The organism is Halobaculum rubrum, assembly GCF_019880225.1.
GTDB classification, from domain to species: Archaea; Halobacteriota; Halobacteria; order Halobacteriales; family Haloferacaceae; genus Halobaculum; species Halobaculum rubrum.
On sequence record NZ_CP082284.1, the window covers coordinates 1,809,627 to 1,830,498 of the forward strand.

20 protein-coding genes and 1 pseudogene are annotated in these 20,872 nt (G+C 69.9%); 10 read left to right on the top strand and 11 right to left on the bottom strand.

The genetic code is table 11. The features are described 5' to 3' along the window. Nucleotides 1–88: 88 nt before the first annotated feature. The 7 genes from K6T25_RS09370 to K6T25_RS09400 form a co-directional block, all read right to left on the bottom strand. Complete coding sequence (locus tag K6T25_RS09370) at nucleotides 89–988, bottom strand: RNA-guided pseudouridylation complex pseudouridine synthase subunit Cbf5 (protein ID WP_222913474.1); 900 nt, start codon at nucleotides 986–988, stop codon at nucleotides 89–91. A gap of 2 nt (nucleotides 989–990) precedes the next feature. Further along, entirely contained in the window at nucleotides 991–1,569 is a 579-nt protein-coding gene (gene cmk / locus K6T25_RS09375) for a (d)CMP kinase (RefSeq protein ID WP_222913476.1), read from the bottom strand. A gap of 165 nt (nucleotides 1,570–1,734) precedes the next feature. Next, nucleotides 1,735–2,532 carry a helix-turn-helix transcriptional regulator gene (locus K6T25_RS09380; RefSeq protein WP_222913479.1) on the bottom strand — a complete coding sequence of 266 codons (798 nt, stop codon included), beginning with the start codon at nucleotides 2,530–2,532 and terminating at the stop codon, nucleotides 1,735–1,737. 670 nt (nucleotides 2,533–3,202) lie between these two features. Continuing rightward, nucleotides 3,203–3,859 (bottom strand): MogA/MoaB family molybdenum cofactor biosynthesis protein, encoded by a 657-nt coding sequence (locus K6T25_RS09385; protein ID WP_222913481.1) that lies wholly within the window; start codon nucleotides 3,857–3,859, stop codon nucleotides 3,203–3,205. A gap of 45 nt (nucleotides 3,860–3,904) precedes the next feature. Beyond that, nucleotides 3,905–4,366 (bottom strand): hypothetical protein, encoded by a 462-nt coding sequence (locus K6T25_RS09390; RefSeq protein ID WP_222913483.1) that lies wholly within the window; start codon nucleotides 4,364–4,366, stop codon nucleotides 3,905–3,907. Between the two features lie 46 nt (nucleotides 4,367–4,412). Further along, entirely contained in the window at nucleotides 4,413–4,619 is a 207-nt protein-coding gene (locus K6T25_RS09395) for a helix-turn-helix transcriptional regulator (RefSeq protein ID WP_222917972.1), read from the bottom strand. Next, nucleotides 4,616–5,050: a DUF2178 domain-containing protein gene (locus K6T25_RS09400; protein WP_222913485.1), complete on the bottom strand. Its 435-nt coding sequence runs from the start codon at nucleotides 5,048–5,050 to the stop codon at nucleotides 4,616–4,618. The genes K6T25_RS09395 and K6T25_RS09400 overlap by 4 nt, the downstream gene beginning before the upstream one ends. A 218-nt stretch (nucleotides 5,051–5,268) precedes the next feature. On the opposite strand from K6T25_RS09400, the gene K6T25_RS09405 reads away from it, so the two are divergent. The 3 genes from K6T25_RS09405 to K6T25_RS09415 all read left to right on the top strand — a co-directional run bounded on the left by K6T25_RS09405 (nucleotide 5,269) and on the right by K6T25_RS09415 (nucleotide 7,599). Further along, complete coding sequence (locus tag K6T25_RS09405; RefSeq protein ID WP_222913487.1) at nucleotides 5,269–6,309, top strand: zinc-binding dehydrogenase; 1,041 nt, start codon at nucleotides 5,269–5,271, stop codon at nucleotides 6,307–6,309. Next, nucleotides 6,299–6,631, top strand: a complete 333-nt coding sequence (locus K6T25_RS09410) for a DUF7977 family protein (RefSeq protein ID WP_222913489.1) — start codon at nucleotides 6,299–6,301, stop codon at nucleotides 6,629–6,631. The genes K6T25_RS09405 and K6T25_RS09410 overlap by 11 nt, the downstream gene beginning before the upstream one ends. A gap of 65 nt (nucleotides 6,632–6,696) precedes the next feature. Beyond that, the gene (locus K6T25_RS09415) at nucleotides 6,697–7,599 is read left to right on the top strand and encodes an alpha/beta fold hydrolase (RefSeq protein ID WP_222913490.1); all 903 of its coding nucleotides are present in this window, start codon (nucleotides 6,697–6,699) and stop codon (nucleotides 7,597–7,599) included. A 230-nt stretch (nucleotides 7,600–7,829) separates the two neighbouring features. Here the strand turns inward: K6T25_RS09415 and K6T25_RS09420 are convergent. After that, a pseudogene (locus K6T25_RS09420) lies at nucleotides 7,830–9,506 on the bottom strand (ABC1 kinase family protein); the annotation flags it as partial. A gap of 5 nt (nucleotides 9,507–9,511) precedes the next feature. Next, nucleotides 9,512–9,874: an Hsp20/alpha crystallin family protein gene (locus K6T25_RS09425; RefSeq protein ID WP_222913495.1), complete on the bottom strand. Its 363-nt coding sequence runs from the start codon at nucleotides 9,872–9,874 to the stop codon at nucleotides 9,512–9,514. Between the two features lie 107 nt (nucleotides 9,875–9,981). Here K6T25_RS09425 and K6T25_RS09430 point away from each other — a divergent pair, with 107 nt between their 5' ends. From K6T25_RS09430 to K6T25_RS09440, 3 genes are all read left to right on the top strand, one after another. Beyond that, the gene (locus tag K6T25_RS09430; RefSeq protein ID WP_222913497.1) at nucleotides 9,982–10,227 is read left to right on the top strand and encodes a hypothetical protein; all 246 of its coding nucleotides are present in this window, start codon (nucleotides 9,982–9,984) and stop codon (nucleotides 10,225–10,227) included. Nucleotides 10,228–10,335: 108 nt separating this feature from the next. Next, nucleotides 10,336–11,595, top strand: coding sequence for a molybdopterin molybdotransferase MoeA (locus tag K6T25_RS09435; RefSeq protein WP_222913499.1), 1,260 nt, complete (start codon nucleotides 10,336–10,338; stop codon nucleotides 11,593–11,595). After that, nucleotides 11,592–13,574, top strand: coding sequence for a molybdopterin biosynthesis protein (locus K6T25_RS09440; RefSeq protein WP_222913501.1), 1,983 nt, complete (start codon nucleotides 11,592–11,594; stop codon nucleotides 13,572–13,574). The genes K6T25_RS09435 and K6T25_RS09440 overlap by 4 nt, the downstream gene beginning before the upstream one ends. Before the next feature lie 74 nt (nucleotides 13,575–13,648). On the opposite strand, the gene K6T25_RS09445 is transcribed toward K6T25_RS09440, so the two are convergent. Further along, on the bottom strand, nucleotides 13,649–14,710 hold the full coding sequence (locus K6T25_RS09445; protein WP_222913504.1) for a phosphate uptake regulator PhoU: 1,062 nt from the start codon (nucleotides 14,708–14,710) through the stop codon (nucleotides 13,649–13,651). A gap of 282 nt (nucleotides 14,711–14,992) precedes the next feature. Here K6T25_RS09445 and K6T25_RS09450 point away from each other — a divergent pair, with 282 nt between their 5' ends. The 4 genes from K6T25_RS09450 (at nucleotide 14,993) to pstB (ending at nucleotide 19,585) form a co-directional block, all read left to right on the top strand. After that, nucleotides 14,993–16,000 (top strand): PstS family phosphate ABC transporter substrate-binding protein, encoded by a 1,008-nt coding sequence (locus tag K6T25_RS09450; protein ID WP_222913506.1) that lies wholly within the window; start codon nucleotides 14,993–14,995, stop codon nucleotides 15,998–16,000. A gap of 68 nt (nucleotides 16,001–16,068) precedes the next feature. Beyond that, a complete protein-coding gene (gene pstC, locus K6T25_RS09455; RefSeq protein WP_222913508.1) occupies nucleotides 16,069–17,028 on the top strand; it encodes a phosphate ABC transporter permease subunit PstC in 960 nt (319 codons plus the stop codon). A gap of 1 nt (nucleotide 17,029) precedes the next feature. Then, nucleotides 17,030–18,685 (top strand): phosphate ABC transporter permease PstA, encoded by a 1,656-nt coding sequence (gene pstA, locus K6T25_RS09460; RefSeq protein WP_222913510.1) that lies wholly within the window; start codon nucleotides 17,030–17,032, stop codon nucleotides 18,683–18,685. 90 nt (nucleotides 18,686–18,775) lie between these two features. Next, nucleotides 18,776–19,585 (top strand): phosphate ABC transporter ATP-binding protein PstB, encoded by an 810-nt coding sequence (gene pstB, locus K6T25_RS09465; RefSeq protein ID WP_225917846.1) that lies wholly within the window; start codon nucleotides 18,776–18,778, stop codon nucleotides 19,583–19,585. A 99-nt stretch (nucleotides 19,586–19,684) separates the two neighbouring features. On the opposite strand, the gene K6T25_RS09470 is transcribed toward pstB, so the two are convergent. Next, nucleotides 19,685–20,770, bottom strand: coding sequence for an Ig-like domain-containing protein (locus tag K6T25_RS09470; protein ID WP_222913515.1), 1,086 nt, complete (start codon nucleotides 20,768–20,770; stop codon nucleotides 19,685–19,687). Nucleotides 20,771–20,872 lie beyond the last annotated feature (102 nt).

Here is a 20,872-nt window from a genome sequence, read left to right on the forward strand (position 1 = left end):
CCCCCGGGCGAAAAATCCCCGAGCACCGGCAGTCGATGCGCCCGTCCGCGTCCCGTCTGCTGACGGGGGCAGCAGATGACCGTCCCGCTCAGACCAGCACGCGTTCCAACTCGACGACCTCCCCGGACTCCGCGTCCGGGTCGCCGACGAGCGTCCCGAGACACACCGCCGAGCAGTTCGGCGTGTAGCACGCGAGCAAGTCGCCCTCTTCGGGTTCGCCCGCGGCGACCTCGCCGGTCGCGATCACGCCGGGTGCGTACACCGGCGCGCCGTTGGCGATCTCGTGGGCCGCCGACTCGGCGACCGTGAGCGACGGAAGCCCGGTCAGCGCCTCCTCGGCCGGACGAAGAGCCTCGCGCAACAGCGACTCGTCCGGCTCCCCGTCGATGGTGTCGTCTCCCTCTGCGAAGGCGAGGCCGTCGACGAGGTCGTGCAGGGTGTGGAGGTCGCGGTCGTCGAACGGGTCGGTCGCGGTGCGTCGGAGGTGGCCCATGTGGCCGCCGGTGCCGAGCGCGAGCCCGATGTCGTGACACAGCTTTCGGATGTACGTCCCCGACTCACAGCGAATCCTGAGCAGGACCTGCCGGTCCGTGCGGTCGAGCACGTCGAGGTCGTACACCTCGCGAGTGCGGAGTTTCCGCTTGACGGCGGACTTACGCGGCGGTTTCTGGTACACCTCGCCCTCGAACTCGCCGACGACGCGGTCGAGATCGGTCGGGGGCCTGCCGTGGAGTTCCAGCACGGCGACGTACTCCTTGGCGCCCTCGAGAAACACCTGCGCCATCCGGGTCGCGTCGCCGGTCAGGGTCGGCAGACAGCCGGTCACCTTCGGGTCGAGCGTCCCCGAGTGGGCCGCGCGGTCGACGCCCAGGATATCGCGGACCCATCCGGCGACCTGGTGGGCCGACGGCCCCGCGGGCTTGTCGAGGTTGACGACGCCGAAGCCGGCGAGGTCGTCGACTGATCGCTCCTCGGGGGCCGGGCGCATGGTCAGAAGTCGTAGTCGACGCCCTCGACGGGGATCTTCCCCTCGTCGGTGTCGGGGTCGTACGAATCGATGGCGGTCGTGAGCATTCCGAGCATCCCTTCCGGCGACCAGCGGGCGGTGTTGTACACCAGGTCGTAGATGCTCAGGTCGTCGATGTGGATGTTGTAGTACTCGCGGTAGCGCTTCGCCTCGCTGCTCTCGCGGCGACGCGTCTCCTCGATCACCCGATCCAGCGGTTTCTCCTCCCGGTCGACGATCCGCTCACAGCGGACGTCGAGCGGCGCGTCGAGCCAGATCCGGAGATCCGCATGATCGCCCGCGAGCCACCCCGCGAGGCGCGATTCCAGCAGCACGTCGTCCCGTTCGACGGCGACATCGCGCAGGCGACGGTCGAGGTCGCGGTCGATCTGGTCGTCCTCCTCGGCGAGCTCGTTGAACTCGACGGGCGTCATGTCACGCTCTGCGGCGAGGTCGCGGAAGATGTCGCCGCCGGAGACGTGTTCGAGGTCGAACGCCTCCGCGAGCGCGGCGGCGGTGGTGCTCTTCCCGCTGCCCGGCGGGCCGGAGACCGTTAGCAACATAACGACACTCGGCCCGTCGCGGTCAAAAAGGCGTCCATGTCTCCTGCGGTGTGTGGCGCGCTCGCGTGGCTCTCCCGTACCCGTGGATCGCCCGCGATCGTGGCGCCCCCGCGACCGGAGCTCCTGCGCTTGCTCGGCGTCCCGGGGGACGTTCGGCCGGCCTCCTCAGCCGTCGAGCACCCTCCCGGGCGTCACCGGTTCGGCGTCCGAACGGGCCCGATCGAAGCGCTCGCGAGCCCAGTCCACGGCTCCCGGGTCGTCGTTGACCGCCACGCCGCCGACGCCGGTGTCGGTGTAGACGACGACCCCGGCCTCGTCGTCGCGGTCGTCGTGGGCGGCGACCCACACGCCGAACGCGATCTCCACGGGCGCACAGAAGAACTCGACCGTCCCTGCGCGGAGCTCGGCGGCGAACTGCTCCCGCCGCTGTTCGATCAGATGCTCCAACACCGCGGGGGTGACGACCATCTCCGGCACCGCGCCGCCGGCGGTCGCCTCCGCGTCGAACGTGTCGAGGTGGCCCGACAGCGCGGCCGGCGCGACGCCGTACACCGCGTCGGCAGCGCGGACCGACTCGAACAGCCGCTCGACGACGCCGTCGGGGAGGGCGGGATCCGGCCGACTCACGGACGCTTCGGCGAGAAACCGCGCATCGAGTTCGGTGTCGTCGGGGAGCGCCTCGAACAGCGGCCCGCCCCGCTTGAGGCCGTCGAGGCGCGTGCGATAGCGGTCGCGCTCGGACAGCGCCCGCGCGCCGACGGCGGTCGCGCGCACCCCGCCGTCGGCGCGTTCCGCGAGCCCCGCGTCGACCAGTTCGCGCACGCCGCGATCGAGCGTCGTCCGCGGCACGCCGAGCTCGTCGACGAGCCGCCGTTTCTGGACGGGGCCGTCGCACAGCGCCGCGAGGACGTCGCGGCGCTTCGCGAGCACGCTCGCGACCTCCGTCGCGTCAGCGGTCGTCATTCGTCGGGGCAACGGACGGGCGGCTGTTGTGTGTTCCGCTTATCGGACCGTTCACCGGACAGTGGGAAGACCACCGGGCGGTGAAGCAATATTGGGTGCTCCAGTACCGTGTACTGCCCCGAATCTCGGGCTCCGACTGCTCGGCCCTCCACGCCGCGACGGCAGAGCGGCTCCCCTTCCCGCCGTCACCGATGTCTTCTGCTCTGTCGTCACCGGGCCCTCCCGCTCCGCCGTGTTCCGAGACGCTCGTTCGGTCGCGAGGCTCCGCTCACGGCTCACTACGTTCGCCGTTCGCGTCGAGGCCTCTCGTCACTCACGGGTCGCTGTGCTCCCCGTTCGCCTCGCGGTCTCCCTCCGGTCGACCGCGCAGCGCTCGGCCTCGCTACTCGCGTCTCGCTGTTATGTGGGCGGAGCGGCACGGAGACCGCTCCGCCGTGTTCCGAGACGCTCGTTCGGTCGCGAGCCCCGCTCACGGCTCACTACGTTCGCCGTTCGCGTCGAGGCCTCTCGTCACTCACGGGTCGCTGTGCTCCCCGTTCGCCTCGCGGTCTCCCTCCGGTCGACCGCGCAGCGCTCGGCCTCGCTACTCGCGGCTCGCTGTTATGTGGGCGGAGCGGCACGGCGACCGCTCCGCCGTGTTCCGAGACGCTCGTTCGGTCGCGAGGCTCCCTCACTCGCGTCTCGCGAGCCCCGCGAGATGGCCCGCCTCCTCCACGATGATCTCCTCGCTCCCGAGCCGCGCGGCGTTCTCGCTCCCGGGGAGACAGAACACCGGGACGCCGCCGGCGACCCCGGCGGTCGCGCGCGTCCCGACGACCATCGTTCCGATCTCGTCGTGGCTCATCGACCGGAACAGCTCCCCGAACCCCGGGAGCTCCTTGTCGAGCAACGGCGCGACCGCCTCGACGGTCACGTCGTCCGGGGTGACGCCCGTGCCGCCGGTCGTCACGACGCAGTCCACGTCGCCGCGGTCGACGAAGCGGTCGACGGTCCCCTGCACGCTGTCGAAGTCGTCGCCGACGATCTCGCGGACGACCACCTCGTCGCCCGCCGACTCGACGGCCGATTCGATGGCGTCGCCGGCGACGTCGTCCTCGTACTCCCGCGACGAGGACACCGTGAGGACCGCGTACCCGAGCTGGTCGACGTCGTGGGCGTGGTGCTCGTGGTCGTCGTGCGCGTGGGCCCCTCCGCTCTCGTGGCCGTCGCCGTGGCCGCCGTGTTCGTCGTGCTGGCCGTCGCCGTGGCCGCCGTGTTCGTCGTGCTGGCCGTCGCCGTGGTTATGGCCGTGATCGTGAGCCCGCTCGTGATCGTGGCTGTCACTCATGGCGACGCCTACCGGCCGCGAGCGCTTCAACCCCGGGCCCGCGGGTTACTCGCCGGTGACGGCGTCGGCGACGAGTCGAACCCCGACGGCAAGGCCCCCGAGTGCGAGGGCGACGAGCCCGCCCACGAGAAGCCCGACGCCGACGACCCACACTGCGACGGAGACCGTCCCCGAGGTGAGAAACGCGATGCCGAACATGAGAGCGACACCGAACACCCCGGCGGCGGCCCCCCCGGCGACGAGCCGGTACGTGCTCGACCGGTCGGCGAGAGGGCCCACGCGGAGCCGGCCGCCGCCAGCCGGGAGTCCGTAGCCGACGACGGTGACGACGCCGGCGACGGCGGTCCCGAGCAGCGCGAACGCGAACGCGAAGCCCGACGGGACGCCGTCTCCCGTCTCGGGCGGCGGCGGGAGGTCGAAGACGAACGCCGCGACGGCGACGAATCCGGCGAGACCGACGGCGACGACTCCGGCGCGGAGGGCGGCGAAGAGGCGGGACCGATCCATTGGCGACGCTCGATGGGGCTCAAGGATGGGCTTTGTGGTGGCAGCCCTACGTCGCGTCGTCCCCGTCCGGGTCGAACAAGTCCTCGATCCGGCACTCGAAGAACGCCGCGAGCGTGAACGCCAACTCCAGCGACGGGTCATAGCGCCCGCGCTCGATGCTGTTGATCGTCTGGCGGGTGACGCCGACCTCCTCGGCTAACCCCGCCTGACTCAGTCCCCGGTCCTCGCGACGGGCGCGCACGTCGTTGTTCATCGTGTCCTGCTGATCCACCCGTATGCGACCGCGAACACGACGAACAGCCCGACGTAGCCGTACAACACGCCGCCGACGAACGGCGGCGCATCGTAGATCCCGAGGGCGTCCAACGTTCGCGCGCCGGAGGCGCCGAGCACGAGGACGACCGCGGCCACGACCAGCGTGACGGTGCTCGCACGGCGCTCCAGTTCGGCGTCGCGTTCGTCGAACAGCGTCACGGGGCTGAACTGCCACACCGTGAGGAAGCCGACGATCCCGACCCAGTAGGCTGCCTCGGCCGCGACGGGGTACGAGAGGAGCCTGAGCGCGACGTTCGCGACCACGCCGACGCCGACCGAACTGAACAGCAGCCGTCGGTAGCGCCGACGGGTGGAGACGGTCGGCGTCTCGCCGGATCCGCCTCCGGATCTGAGATCCGTCTCGGTCATCGGTGCGTACCCGCCGGTGTCGCGTCGAACCGTTCTCCCGTCGATCCCATCCGCCGAGTGGATATCGTGTCGGACATCGTGTGACTCCGCGAGCTGTAAAGCTCGCTTTACAGTAAAGGAACCTTTACACATCGAGTTATACTTATCGGCCAACCGACCCGTTCCGGCTCGCCGATGGGGAAGGGTTTACTCCCCCCGCGTGGCAGGTGGGAACACGCATGAAGGCAGTCCAGTTCTCGGAGCACGGCGACCGCGACGTGATCGAGTACGGCGACTTCCCGGATCCCGAACCCGCTCGGGAGGAAGTGATAATCGATGTGAAAGCGGGCGCGCTCAACCACCTCGACATCTGGACCCGAAAGGGACTCCCTGGGATCGACCTGGAGATGCCGCATATCCCCGGATCCGACGCGGCGGGCGTCGTCACCGAGATCGGCGAGGGCGTCACCCGCTTCGAGGAGGGCGACCACGTCGCCGTCTCTGCGGGCGTCTCCTGCGGGGAGTGTGAGTTCTGCCGTCACGGCGAGGAGTCGCAGTGTGTCCGCTTTTCGATCATCGGCGAGCATCAACGCGGCGTCCACTCGGAACTGGCGGCCGTCCCACAGGACAACCTCGTCCCCGTCCCCGAGCACGTCGACTGGGAGGTCGCCGGCTCCTCCTCGCTCGTGTTTCAGACGGCCTGGCGGATGCTGCTGTCGCAGGGAGAACTCGCGCCCGGCGAGAAGATCCTCGTCCACGGCGCCTCCGGCGGTGTCGGCCACGCGGCGGTCCAGATCGCCGACTACGTCGGCGCGGAGGTGTACGCGACCGCCTCCACCGAGGAGAAGCTGGGGTACGCCGAGGAGTTGGGCGCCGAGCACGTCATCAACTACGAGGAGGACGACTTCGCGAGCGAGATCCGCGACCTGACGGGGCGCCGCGGCGTCGACATGGTCGTCGACCACATCGGCGCGGCGACGTGGCACGACTCGCTGAAGAGCCTCGCGAAGGGCGGCCGGATCGTCACCTGCGGCGCGACCACCGGCGGCCGACCCGAGACGGACATCAACCGCATCTTCTGGAACCAGCTGAAGGTGATCGGCTCGACGATGGCGACGCCGGGCGAGGTCGACGACGTGCTCGAACTCGTCTGGGACGGCACCTTCGAGCCGCGGATCCGTGAGACGCTCCCCATGAGCGAGGCCGCGCGCGCACACGAGATGATCGAAAACCGAGAGGGCTTTGGCAAGGTGGTGGTTAGACCCGACAGTGAGCTCTGAGGGTTCGAACGCGGGCGACCGCCGCGTCGTCACCACCGGCGACGGGTACGAACGCGTCGACGACGAGTCGGACGCCCCAACCGGCGCCGACGCTCCCGCCGATGCCGACACGGACGCGGATGGCCTCGGACGCGCCGGCTGGGTGCTCGTTGCCGTCGTCGTTATCGCGTTCCTCGTCGTCCCCGGGATCATCTACCTTCGCCCGACAGCGCCGGGGGAGCTCGGCTTCCGCTTCCTCGCGGCGATGCTCGTGCTCCCGTTCTTCCCGGCGGTGCTGCTGGGCGTGACCGCGGTGTGGAGCCTCGCCGCCGGCGGGGAGTGAGCGGCGGCTCACGGCCGCCTCCGGCCGGTACGTTTTGGCTCGCCGAGCGCATACGGATACCCGACATGACAACCTCGCTCAGCGCGGCCACCGACCCGGAGACGCTGCCGTCGAATGTCCCGGGCGAGTCGACGTTCGTCGATGCGAACGACCGGACGTTCCACGTCGTCGAGGCCGGTCCCGAGGACGGCGAACTGGTTCTGCTGCTCCACGGCTTCCCCGAGTTCTGGTACGGCTGGCGCGATCAGATCCGGCCGCTCGTCAACGAGGGGTACCGGGTCGTCGTCCCCGACCAGCGTGGCTACAACCGCAGCGAGCGTCCCGGTCGCGTCCGCGACTACCGGATCGAGGCGCTCTCGGCCGACGTGACCGGGCTGATCGACGCGTACGACCGCGAGACGGCCGCGGTCGTCGGCCACGACTGGGGCGGCATCGTCGGCTGGTGGACGGCGCTGCACTCCCCCGAGCGGCTGTCGTCGTTCGTCGCCGTCAACGCGCCCCACCCGACCGTGATCCGGCGGACGCTGTCCGGGGACCCGGTCCAGCTGTTCCGGTCGAGCTACGCGCTGTTCTTTCAGCTCCCGACGGTGCCGGAAGCGCTGACGCGGGCGGCGAACTGGCGCCTCCCGGTGCGGATGCTGCGCGAGTCGTCGATGCCGGGCACGTTCTCGACGCGGGACTTCGACCGCTACCGTGCGGCCTGGCGACGCGAGGGCGCGTTCACCGCGATGCTGAACTGGTATCGGGCGGCCGCCCGGCGACGATCCACCCCCGAGACCGACGAGGTCACGGTTCCCACCCGCCTGGTCTGGGGGGTTCACGATCAGTTCCTCAAACACCGCATGGCGTACGACTCCGTCGAGTACTGCGCCGACGGTCGGATCACGAACGTCCACGAGGCGACTCACTGGGTCCAACACGAACAGCCGGTGAAAGTCGCCGACGCGATCGTCGCGGAACTCTCCTGAACGGGACGCGGCCGACCGGACGGCGGGCGGGGCGACTACTCCGTCCGTTCGTCGTCGACGCCGATCGCGACGCCGCCGTCGTCGTCCCAGTCGCGGCGGTCGCGGGCCGTGTCGCCGCGATGGCTCCTCTCCGCCGTATCGCCGCCGACGTCCCCGCCGCCGGCCTGACTCACCGCGCCGGGCATCATCGCGCCGGCGGCGCCCGATCCGTCGTCACCGCCCTCCGCGGACTGGCGTTCCCGCATGCTCTGCCGGGTGAACTGTGGCTGGGCCTTGATCCCGCCCTTCTCCTTCGTGAACGAGCGGTACAGGAAGAACACCATCGGCAGCGTGGCCACGACGATCCCGATCGAGAGGTACACGTCGAGCGTGCTCGACCCGAACGAGTAGATGATCGCCGCCGAGAGCCCGCCGACCGCGGTGAGCACGGAGTAAGCGATCCGCTTGGCGAGCCGATCGAGGACGTGGTTGCCGTCCTCCAGGGTGACGTTGACCGCGAGGTCCTCGCGCTGGACGGTGTCGAGTACGTCGTCGAGCTTCGGCGGGACCGTGAACAGCGCGCGCGCGGTGTCGCGCGTCTGTGTCGCTGCATCGCCCGCGAGCCGGCGGGCCGTGTCCTCCAGGTACCCCTCCTCCGAGAGGTACTCGGTCGCGACCTCGATGAAGTCGAAGTTCGGGTCGAGGGTGACGCAGACCCCCTCGACGACCGTCGCCACCCGGAGGACGAGCGCCATGTTCTGGGGGAGCCGCAGCGGGAAGTCGTAGATCGTCGACTCCACCTGCTCGATCACCTGCTGGACGCGGTACTGCTCGATGTCCTCGCCGCGAACGTCGGCGATGGCCAGTTCCATCACGTCGGCCATCACCTGTCGGTCCGCCTCCGGCGACAGCGTTCCCATCTCGACGAGCGAGTCGAGGATGCCGTCGATGTCCTGGTTCGCGACGGCGATGTAGAAGTCGATGATCTTCTCCTGGATGAACGGGTCGACGCGACCCGACATCCCGAAGTCGTAGAAGATGATCTGTCCCTCCGGAGTGACCGAGAGGTTGCCCGGGTGGGGGTCCGCATGGAAGACGCCGTCCTCGGCGATCATCTGGAGGTAGGCGCGCTGGAGGGTCGTCGCCAGCTCGGTGCGGTCGACTCCCATCGCGTCGAGCTCGGCGGTGTCGGAGATCTTCGTGCCGGGCAGGTACTCCATCGTGAGCACGCGCGGTCCCGACGCGGCGGCGACGGGCTCGGGGATCACGAGCCGATCGCTGTCCTCGAAGTTCGCCCGGATCTCCCGGAGCACGCGCTGCTCGCGCGTGTAGTTCATCTCTTGGTGGATCGTCTTGTCGAACTCCTCGGCGAGGTTGTCCAGCGAGAACGCCTGCCCCTGGCCGACGAACCGCGAGAGGAGCGGCACCGACCACTTGATGATGCGGAGGTCGGCCTCCACCAGCTCCTCGATCCCGGGCCGGCGGACCTTCACCGCGACCTCCTGTCCGTCGTAGGTGGCGACGTACACCTGCCCGAGGCTGGCGCCCGAGATGGGCTCGGTGTCGAACTCGTCGAACACCTCCTCGACGGGACCGAGTTCGTCCTCGATGACGAGCCGCGATTCCGACCACGGCGCCGGCGGCACGTCGTCCTGCAGCGAGGACAGCACCTCGATGTACGACGCCGGGAGCACGTCCGGCCGGGTCGAGAGGATCTGTCCGAGCTTGATGAACGTCGGCCCGAGCGTGAGGAGCGTGTCCAGCAGCACCTCCGCCCGCCGAAGCCGCATCTCGCGGGTCACCGTCCGGGACCCGCCGACGACGATGAACCGCTTCCGGTCGCGAAGGATCGCCCAGATCAGCGGCAGGAACCGATAGACGACGAGGGGGAACCGTCGGTACGCGCGCAGTGAAACCAGCGTCACCACCCAGGTTACGCGTCCGCGTCCGTGACGGTGATCTCGTGTTCGGGGGCGGCGGCCCGCTTGGGGAGCCGAACCGAGAGCACGCCCCGCTCCATCTCCGCCTCGCTCCCCTCGTGGGTCGCATCCGGGGGCAGCGGGATCTCGGCGTCGAGGAACAGCGGGCGGTCCTCCTCGACGTAGCTGAACTCGCGATCGGGCGCCTTCTCGCGCCGGGCCTCGAGGGCGAGCCGACCCCGCTCGACGCTCACGTCCGTGGTCTCCGCGCCGGCACCGGGCAGGTCGATCACGAGGAGATACGCGTCGTCACTCTCCAACAGGTCGGCGAACACCGGCTCGGGGAGGTCCCGAAGCGCCTCGCGTAGTTTCGACATGGTCGAGCCAAGGGGCGGCGAGTCGAAAAATGCCGCGGTGACGGCGGGGGCTGTGCATGTGTGTCTCTCCCGTGGTGTTTTTATGTGTGCGCCCGGTTCGCTCGGACATGACCGAGGGAACCGATGACGCCGAGCGCGAGTCGCCGGCGGCCGCCGCCGCGGCGGCGGGGGTCGGGGCTCGCGTCGAGCCGAACGCGGCGGTCGTGTCGCTCGACGCCCGGGTCCCGCCGGACGCCCGCGAGGAGACGCCCGTGACGTTCCGTCCGGTGGCGACCGCCCGGGCGGTGGGGAGCCGGATCGTGCGTGCGCTCGCTCGTCGCGGCGGTCGGTCGCGGCACGGTCGCGGGAACTGATCACGACGCACCCATGGACTGATCCCGACGCGCCGAGAGTGGGTTCGTCGACCGTGGGGCGGGTCCCCGACTGGCGGCCTTTTTACTCCGGACGCGTAAGGGGTGGGTATGAGTCACGACCGCACACGCGCCGGGTTCAAGGATCGGACCCGGGTCGTCGACGCTCGCGAGCGTCTCCTCGCGGCGGCCACCCCACACGGCCGGACGGAGACGGTGTCGCTGACGGCCGCCGACGGGCGAGCCGTCGCCGACGAGACGACGGCGCCGACGCCGGTACCGGGGTACGACCGCGCCGCGATGGACGGGTGGGCCGTCCGCGCTGCGGACACGTTCGGCGCCGCCGCGCGCTCGCCGTCGGTGCTGTTCGCCGAGGAGGGAGCCGTCGGCCCGGAGGAAGCGGTCCGGGTCCACACGGGAAGCGAACTCCCGCCGGGCGCGGACGCGGTGGTCAAGATCGAGCAGGTCACCGAGGTGGGCGACGAGGTCGAGGTGTTCGACGCCGTCGCCGAGGGCGAGAACGTCGGCCCGACGGGGGAGGACGTCGCCGAGGGACAGACGCTGTACGAGCCGCCGCATCGCCTCCGGCCGTCGGATCTCGGCCTCCTGAAGTCCGTCGGCATCGACGAGGTCGAGGTCGCCGAGCGCCCCTGCGTCTCGGTGATCCCGACCGGGGAGGAGCTGGTGCAGGCCGACCCCGACCCCGGCGAGGTGATCGAGACGAACGGGCTCACCGTCTCCCGGCTCGTCGAGCGCTGGGGCGGCGACGCCACCTATCGCGACATCGTCACCGACGACGAGGACGCGCTCCGCGAGGCGGTCGAGCGCGACCTCGACCACGATGTGGTCGTCACGACCGGCGGCTCCTCCGTCGGCGAGCGGGACCTGATCCCCGAGGTGATCGACGAGATCGGCGAGGTGCTGGTCCACGGCGTCGCCCTCAAGCCGGGGCACCCCGTCGCGCTCGGGGCCGTCGAGGAGACGCCGGTGATCATGCTGCCGGGCTATCCGGTCGCGTGCATCGTCAACGCCGTGCAGTTCCTCCGTCCCGTGATCCGCGAGATCGGCTCGCTCCCGCACGACCCGCACCCGACGCGTCGGGCGACGCTGACCCGGAAGGTCTCCTCCGAGCCCGGCGTGCGGACGTTCGCGCGGGTGAAACTGGACCCGGCGACGGACGAGGACGGGGCCGCCGGCGACGCGGACGGCGGGGACAGCCCCACCGTCGAGGCGACGCCGACGCGCGCGTCCGGGTCGGGGATGCTCTCGTCGGTCGCGCTCGCCGACGGCTGGGTCGTCGTCCCCGAGTCCCGCGAGGGGCTCGACGCCGGCGAGACTGTCGACGTGGAGCTGTGGGAGGTGACCGAATGAGCGACCGACGGGAGTTCCGCGACCTCGCGGAGCCCGCGGAGGCCCACGAGGCCATCGCCTCGCTGGATCTGGCGCCCGAGCCCGAGACCGTCCCGCTTCGCGAGGCACGCGGCCGCGTGCTCGCCGAGCGGATCGACGCCGAGTTGGACGTGCCGGGGTTCGACCGCGCGTCGATGGACGGCTACGCGGTCCGCGCGCGCGACACGTTCGGCGCCGACGAGGTCGACCCCGCGACGCTGGAGCTGGTGGGCGCGGTTCACGCCGGCGCCGAGCCCGACGTAACCGTCGAGCCGGGCACCTGCGCGGAGATCTCCACGGGCGCCGTGATGCCCGACGGCGCCGACGCGGTCGTGATGGTCGAACGGACCAGCGAGGTGGTCGACGAGGACGGCGACGTGGACGCCGTCGAGATCCGTACCTCCGTCGCCCCGGGCGACCACGTCATGTTCGCGGGCGCCGACATCGCGGCCGGCGGCCGGGCGCTCGGTCCGGGGACGGAGATCACGCCCCGCGAGATCGGCCTGCTGTCGGCGCTGGGGGTCGACGAGGTGCCCGTCCGCGGGACGCCGACGGTCGGGATCGTCTCTACCGGCGACGAACTCGTTCGCCCCGGCGGCGACTTACACAGCGAGCGCGGGCAGATCTACGACGTGAACAGCTACACGATCGCCGCCGGGGTCGAGGAGGCCGGCGGCGAGGCCGTGCTGTACCCCCATGCGGGCGACGACTACGACGAGATGGAGCGCCTGCTCGTCGAGGCCAGCGAGGAGTGCGACCTGGTGCTGTCGTCGGGCTCGACCTCGGCCTCCGCGGTCGACGTGATCTACCGGGTGATCGAGGAGCGCGGCGACCTCCTGCTCCACGGCGTCTCGGTCAAGCCCGGCAAGCCGATGCTCGTCGGGCGACTGACGGACTCCGCGTACGTCGGCCTCCCGGGCTATCCAGTCTCCGCGCTGACCATCTTCCGAACGTTCGTCGCCCCCGCGGTGCGCGAGGCCGCCGGGAAGCCGGAGCCGCGGACCGCAACCGTGACCGGCCGGATGGCCGTCGAGGAGCGCTACTCCGAGGGACGGATGCGGCTCATGCCGGCCGGACTCGTGGAGAGCGGGCCGACAGGCCCGGCCGGAGCCGGTGGAACCGGCGGACCCGGCGACGCCGAGACCCTCGTCTACCCCGTCGACAAGGGCTCGGGCGCGACGACGAGCCTCGTCGAGGCCGACGGCGTCGTCGTCGTCGACCCCGACACCGAGTACCTCGCGGCGGGCGAGTCCGTCGAGGTGCAGCTGTTCTCGCCCGACGTGCGCGCGCCGACGCTGTTCGCCGTCGGCGAGGACGACCCCGCGCTCTCCCGACTGCTCGACCGCGTCGACCGCCCGCGACACCTCGCGCTCGGCTCGCGGGAGGGGCTGCGTCGCCTCCGCGACGGCGTCCCCGACGCCGCGGTCGTCGCGGGCGAGCCCGGCCGCGAGCCGGTCGCCGCGCCGGACCCGACCGCCGACGACGAGCCGGTCCCGGCCGAGATGATCGGCGAGTGGACGCGCGAGTGGGGGCTGATCGTGCCCGCCGGCAACCCGGACGACGTGACGGGGCTGGCCGACCTGGTGGACCGGGACCTCCGATTCGTGAACCGGGACTCGAACGCGGGCTTGCGGACGACCCTCGCGAACGCGCTGGCGGAGCTGGCCGACGAGCGCGGAACGACCCGCCGGGAGGTGACCGAGGCGATCGAAGGCTTCGACAGGGCCGTTCGATCCCACGAGTCGCCCGCGCGGCGCGTGCTCGCGGGCGACGCGGACGCGGGGCTGGGGCTGCGAGCGACGGCCGAACGGCTCGAAACGGGCTTCGTCCAGCTCGGAACCGAGCCGGTCCGGGTCCACGCGAACCCCGCACGCGTCGACAAGCCCGGCGTGGCGCGGCTGCGCGAGGCGATCGCCGACGGCGACGACGTGTTCGACGCGCTCGCCGGCTACGAGCGGTAAGTGAGGTAGGGGAACGACTGGAGTCGACGACTGAAGACGACGACTGAAGACGACGACCGGAGCCGACCGCCGCGCTACGGCGTCGGCGCGGCCTTCTGGAGGGCGGTCTCGGCGATGTTGCCGCCGTAGTCGGCCGAGCGGGACACAGAGTCGACGATGAGCCCGAGCAGCTGTGCCCGGGCGGGGTCCAGCTCGCGCAGGAGTTCGTCGATCTCGCGTGCCCGCTGGTCGACACCGAGCACGGCGCCGCGAGCCTCGTTCGCCAGCTCGGTCGCCTCGGCGCTGTCGCCGGCGAACAGCGCCTCCATCGCGCGGTCGACGACCTCGCGCGCGTCCTCATCGAGCGCCAGGAGCGCCTCGTTGAACTCCGCCGGGAGCACCTCGTCGACGCCGTTCTCCGGCGCGGGAACCTCGCCGCCCACGGCGTCGGCCGCCTCGCTCCCCAGCAGCTCCAGGGTGAGGTGGGCGATCTTCGTCGCGTGGTCGGCGACGCGCTCGAGCTGGCGCGCGCTGGAGTGGTAGTCGAAGCACACCTCCCGCGAGAGGCCGATGTCCTCGGCGGCCTTCGGGGTCCGAAGCGTCGACCGGAAGATACGTGAGACCACCATGTACAGGCGGTCGACGTCGTCGTCGCGCTGGATCACGTCCATCGCCATGTCCTCGTCGCCGGTTGTGAGCGCGTCCACCGCGTCCTCCAGCATGGAGACGGCGATGAGCCGCATCCGCGTCACCGCGTTGTGGATCGACAGCTCCGAGGAGTCGAGTAGATCCCGGATGACGACGCGGTCGCGGGTCTCCTCCAGTACCTCCAGCCCGACGAGGCTCTGGACGGAGTCGCGGATGGTGCGTCGCTGGTCGTTGGTGATCCGGGGCGCCTCCAGCGCGATGATGTCGAACCCGGAGACGTACATCGTCATCACCGCACGCGTGAGCTGGTCCCCCTCCAGTTCGCCGATGTCGAGCGTCCCCTCGGTACGCCCCTCCTCGCTCACCGGGGTGAGAAACAGGGAGTCGCCCTCCGGGTGGAACTCGACCTCGGTGCCCGCGCTCACGCCGTTGTCCGTCGCCCATTCTTTCGGAATGGACACGGTGTACGTCGACCCGCCGGTCACCTGCACCTTCCGTGTCTCGACCATCGTGGGAGCGTGCGTCCGTCCGCGAATTAAATCCACCGGTGTTCTATATATTGGTCGGGGTTCCGCATCCACTGGCGTCCGAACCCTCCGGCTATGGAACGTCGATCCGAAAACTCGGTAGAGTACTGAATAGCTATTAAACCGCCTTAGACGGCAAATACCCGTTATATGGAGTTTCTGCAAGCGGAATCCGAACACCGGCCGATACACACACGTTCTCACAGTATATCTATATATTTCTCATAGTAGGGTACTTACGTATCTCGCGGCTCCGATCGAGTGATGACGGATCACTCCGAATCCGCGACGCGGCGTGCCTTCATGACTGCTGCGGGAACGGCGGGCGTCCTCGGGCTGGCCGGTTGCACGAGCAACCCCGACTCGGGGGGATCCAGCGGCGATTCCGACGGCTCGGACCAGCTCTCGGGCGACATCGACATCGCGGGGTCCTCGACGGTGTTCCCGCTGGCGACGGCGATCGCCGAGACGTTCCAGCAGGACCACTCCGAGGTCGACATCAACGTCCAGTCGACGGGCTCGGGCGGCGGGTTCGCGAACTTCTTCTGTCCCGGCGAGACGGACTTCAACAACGCCTCCCGGCCGATCCAGCCCGAGGAGGAGGAGGCGTGTGCCGACAACGACATCGTTCCGGTCGAGCTGACGGTCGCGACGGACGCGCTGACGGTCATCGTGAACAACGAGGCCGACTTCATCGACTCGATGACCGTCGAGGAGCTCCGGACGCTGTGGTCCGCCGAGACGCAGCCCGAGACGTGGAGCGACGTCAACTCCGACTGGCCCGACGAGGAGATCGAACTGTTCGGTCCCTCCGACGCCTCGGGGACGTACGACTACTTCATCGAGGCGGTCATCGGGGAGGAGGGTCCGGGCCACCGTCAGGACTACTCCGCCACCGAGCAGGACCGGACGATCATTCAGGGTGTGCAGGGCTCGCAGTACGCCGTCGGCTACCTCGGATTCGCCTACTACAGCGCGAACACCGACGCGGTGAAGGCGGTCGCCATCGACGACGGCGACGGGCCCGTCGAGCCGTCGCTCGAAACCGCGCGGACCGGCGAGTACACCCCGCTGTCGCGCCCGCTGTTCACCTACCCGAAGCGGTCGGCGCTGGCGGAGGACCACATCGCCGAGTTCGCCCGGTACTTCGTCGAGAACACGACCAACGAGGAACTCGTCGCAGAGGACGTCGGCTACGTTCCGCTGACAGACGAGCAGCAGGCCGAGCAGTTGGAGACGCTGGAGGCCGCGATCGAGGAAGCGAACGCCTAGACCTGTCACCGAGGCCACGGACGGCCGAACGGAGAAATTTTTCACTACCCCACACAACCACCAACTGAATGAGCACCGACGACATCACGGAGGACCTTACCCGGGACACACAGAACGCCCCTGCGGAGCTGTTGACGCGGTCGTTCTTCTTCGTGTGTGCGGTGCTCTCGATCGTTACCACGGTGAGCATCGTCGTCCTCCTCGTCACCGAGGCGGCCAAGTTCTTCACGCTCACCGCGCCGTTGCTGGGCGTCCAGGGACCGACGGCCTCCGTCGTCGACTTCCTCACCGGGACGACCTGGGAGATCGGGAACCGGCAGTTCGGCGTGCTCGCGCTCGTCTCGGCGACGCTGATGATCACCATCGGCTCGGCGATCATCGCGCTCCCGCTGGGCGTCGCGACGGCCATCTACCTCAGCGAGTACGCCGCCGAGCGCCACCGCGCGTTCCTGAAGCCGGCGCTGGAGGTGCTCGCCGGCATCCCGACGGTCGTCTACGGCTTCTTCGCGCTCATCTACATCACCCCCGCGATCCAGACGGTGCTCCCGGGGACGGGGACGTTCAATCTCCTCTCGGCCAGCATCGTCGTCGGCATCATGATCATCCCGATGGTCGCGTCGATCAGCGAGGACGCGATGTCGGCGGTCCCCGACGAACTCCGGCAAGCGGGGTACGGGATGGGCGCGACGAAGTTCGACGTGTCGACCGGCATCGTCGTTCCGGCGGCGTTGTCGGGTATCTTCTCGTCGTTCATCCTCGCGCTCTCGCGGGCCATCGGCGAGACGATGGCCGTCACCATCGCCGCCGGGTCGCAGGCGCAGTTCCTGAATCCGATCGATCCGACGGCGTATCAGGAGGGAGCGCTCCCGATGACCGCGGCGATGGTCCAACTGTTGTTGGGCGACATCACCGGCGGCGGACTCGCGTACCGGAGCCTCTTCGCCATCGGGCTGACGCTGTTCGTCATCACGCTCGTCATGAACGTCATCAGCGACCTGATCGCACAGCGGTACCGCGAGGAGTACTGAGATGGCCACCGACACACGCGGCGGCGACATCGAGAGTTTCGGAACCGTAAACAAGACCGTCGGGGCCGTTTTCAACTACGTCCTGCTGGCGGCGACGCTGTTCGGGATCGTCGTGCTCGGCGCCCTGCTGGTGTACGTCGCCAACGACGCCATCCGGCCGCTCACCGCCGACCCAGGCTGGCACCTCACGTTCCTCCTCACGCTCGTGCTCCCGACGCTCGGCGTCGGCGCGTACCTCTACCGACGCGACACGGACGCGCTCCGCTTCGGGGCCATGACGGTCGGAATGACCGTCGTGACGCTCATGTTCGCCGGCGGCGTCGGGATGATCTTCGTCGACATCCTCTCGCCGTTCGCCTTCCTCGCGTACGCGGTCGCGCTGGCGCTGCCGTTCGCCCTCGTGCTCGCGCTGCAACGGCGGGCACGGCGGATCCCGTTCCTCTCCCGGGTGGGCGCGACGACGCTCGCGTTCTACGTCTCGCTGTTCGGCCTCCCGGGCCCCGTCGGCGCGGTCGCGGGGCTCCCCACGATCGTGCCCGGAGTGCCCGCGTTGGTTCAGTCGCTCCCGACGATCCCGCTGGGCTGGATGTCCCTCACCGCGACACTCGGACTCGGCGTCGCCGCCCTCGTCGGCGTGTACGCCGCCCGGGTTCGCGACCCGCGTGCCGGACTGTTCGCGGGGGCCGGCGCGCTGGCTGCCATCGGTGCAAGCGGCGCGATCGGTCCCGCGGTGGGCGTCACACCCGTTCCCGCCGTGGTGCTCGCGTCGATCGCGGGCGTCCCGATGGTCGCGTACGCGGCCGGAACCGTGGCCGCTCAGCCCCGCCACCGGATCGGCCTGCTCGTCCCCGCGGTCGTCATCGGCGGCGCCCTCGTCGGCGAGGTCGCCGTCGGCGCCCTCGGGTTCGCCGGACCGCAGTCGTGGGTCGACTGGCAGTTCCTCACGAGCGCGCACAGTCGAAACGCCATCGACGCCGGACTGTATCCCGCGATCGGTGGGTCCATCCTGCTGATGGTCACGGTCGCGCTCCTGTCGTTCCCGCTCGGCGTCGGCGCGGCGGTGTATCTCGAGGAGTACGCCCCCGACAACCGACTCACGCGGATCATCGACGTGAACATCTCGAACCTCGCCGGCGTGCCATCGGTCGTGTACGGACTGCTCGGACTGGGTGTGTTCGTCACGTACCTCGGGCGATCGACGGGAACCGTTCTCATCGGCGGCGCGACGCTCGCGCTGCTCATCCTCCCGATCGTCATCATCTCCTCGCGGGAGGCGATCCGGAGCGTCCCCAACGAGATGCGGCAGGCGTCCTACGGGATGGGAGCGACGAAGTGGCAGACCGTCCGGCGCGTCGTGCTCCCGCGGGCGTTCCCGGGGATCCTCACCGGGACGATCCTCGCGCTCGGCCGGGCGATCGGCGAGACGGCCCCGCTCATCATGATCGGGGCGCCGAGCGTCCTGTTCTCGCTGCCCACCGGCTTCACCTCGAAGGTGAGCGCCATGCCGCTACAGGTGTTCGCGTGGTCGAGCCTGTTCGCGAGCGAGGACTTCTACACGAAGGCCGTCCCCGCGGGCGTCGTGGTGCTCGTGAGCGTCCTGCTGGCGATGAACTCCATCGCGATCGTCCTGCGAAACAAGTATCAGAGTGAGCAGTAATCCACAATCATGACTGACGGACACGGACCGGCGGACGACGGAATCGAGCCCGACGGCGGCGAAACGACCGCAAGTGACCCGTCGACGGAGATGTCGATCACGACGGACGTCAGCGAGAGCGTGAGTGACAACAACCACGCGCGGGCGGCGGAAACGCTCGTTGAGGCGCGGAACGTGAGCGTCTACTACAACGACGATCGCGCGCTCAACGATATCACGATGGAGATCCCCGAAAAGCGAGTCACCGCGATGATCGGGCCCTCCGGCTGTGGCAAGTCGACGTTCCTCCGGTGCATCAACCGGATGAACGACATGATCGACGCCGCCAGAGTCGAGGGCGACCTCTTCCTGCGGGGGAAAAACGTCTACGACGACGATGTGGACCCGGTCGCCCTCCGGCGTCGCGTCGGGATGGTGTTCCAGAAGCCCAACCCGTTCCCCAAGTCGATCTACGACAACGTCGCCTACGGCCTGGAGATCCAGAACAAGGAGGGCGACTACGACCAGATCGTCGAGGAGTCGCTCAAGCGCGCGGCGCTGTGGGACGAGGTGAACGACCAACTCGACGAATCCGGACTGGATCTCTCGGGCGGCCAACAGCAGCGACTCTGTATCGCACGGGCCATCGCGCCCGACCCGGAGGTCATCCTGATGGACGAGCCGGCCTCGGCGCTGGACCCGGTGGCGACCTCGAAGATCGAGGACCTCATCGACGACCTCGCCGAGGAGTACACGGTCGTCATCGTCACCCACAACATGCAGCAGGCGGCCCGTATCTCCGACAAGACGGCGGTGTTCCTCACCGGCGGCGAGCTGGTCGAGTTCGACGACACCGACAAGATCTTCGAGAACCCCGACTCCCAGCGTGTCGAGGACTACATCACCGGCAAGTTCGGGTAACGCCGTCCGGGTCGGTTCCCCGGCCGGCTGCGGTCCGGTGTCTGTTCTCCGTCGTCCGTTCCCCACTTCTATCACACTGTTCTCCGACCGTCACGCCGTTCAGCGATCGCTATCGACGGCTCGCGCTCCGATCTCGACGTCGCCGTCGTCTTCGAGGCGGACGACGAGCGGCCCGCGGGCGGGGCAGCGCGCGAGCGACCGCCGGACCGGCTCTCTCCCGTTGCCGCGGGTCGCCGTGACGGTGAACGCCCCCGCGGGCGGGACTGTCGTCTGTACCCGAACAGTCGCGTTCGCGGCCGGGTAGACGGTCCGGTCGAGCACTCGCTCCCCGTCGGCGTCGACGGCCACGCCGACGGTGGCGTCGGAGTCAGTCGGGTTCTCGACGAGCACGTCGCGGACCAGGAGGTCACACACCAGTCGGGGGCCTCCGCCGAGCAGACAGTACAGCGGACCGTCCTCGACCGGACGCCACCCGCGGCGGTCGTCGCCCGCGTCCGTCTCGACGGAGACGGAGATCCGGTCCTGTGGCACCGACAACGGAACCGGGATGCGCGACCCGGACGGCACGCGGAGGTCAACGCCCGCGGCGCCGTCGCCGTCCGAGGCGGTGATCCGAAGGCGCCCGCCGTCGGTTGGCGCGTCGACGACGAGCACGGCGGCGGCGGTTCCGCTCGCGGACGCCACGAGCCCGCCGGTCGCCCCCTCGACGAACGACGGCGCCGCCGACTGCGGGTAGACGTCGCGGACGCTCACGCCGCCGTCGAGGTCGATCCCCAGGTCGTCGCCGCCGGGCCCGGGCGCCCAGTCGATCGTCCGCCGGCGGTTGTCGGCCGTCCGAACCGACACGGTGTACGGGCGCGCGGCACCCAGCACGTCCGGGAGGACGGTTCGACCGGCCGGGGGAACACGGACCGTCCGTGCGAGCACGTCCGTTTCGCCCTCCGTGACCTGAAGCGTGATCCACTCGGACCTGACGAGCCGGTTCGAGACGACCACCGAGCGGGGGCGGTCGAGCGCATCGGCGTCGCCGGCGCCGTAGGCGGTCGGCTCGGGCGTCGGGGTCGGCGAGGTCGTCGGCGTCGCCCGCAACGCGGGGTTGACCGTCCGGCCGCCGGTATCGCTCCCCGCGGACGAACAGCCGGCCAGCGCCGCGGCACCCGCGATCAGGAGATATCGGCGGTACACGGCGATCGTAAGTGCGACGCCGGCATAACGTCGGCGGCGACGGGGCGGAACGGATTCCGGATGGCGGGGTCGTGCTCGGGACCGCTCGGAACCGCTCTGGAG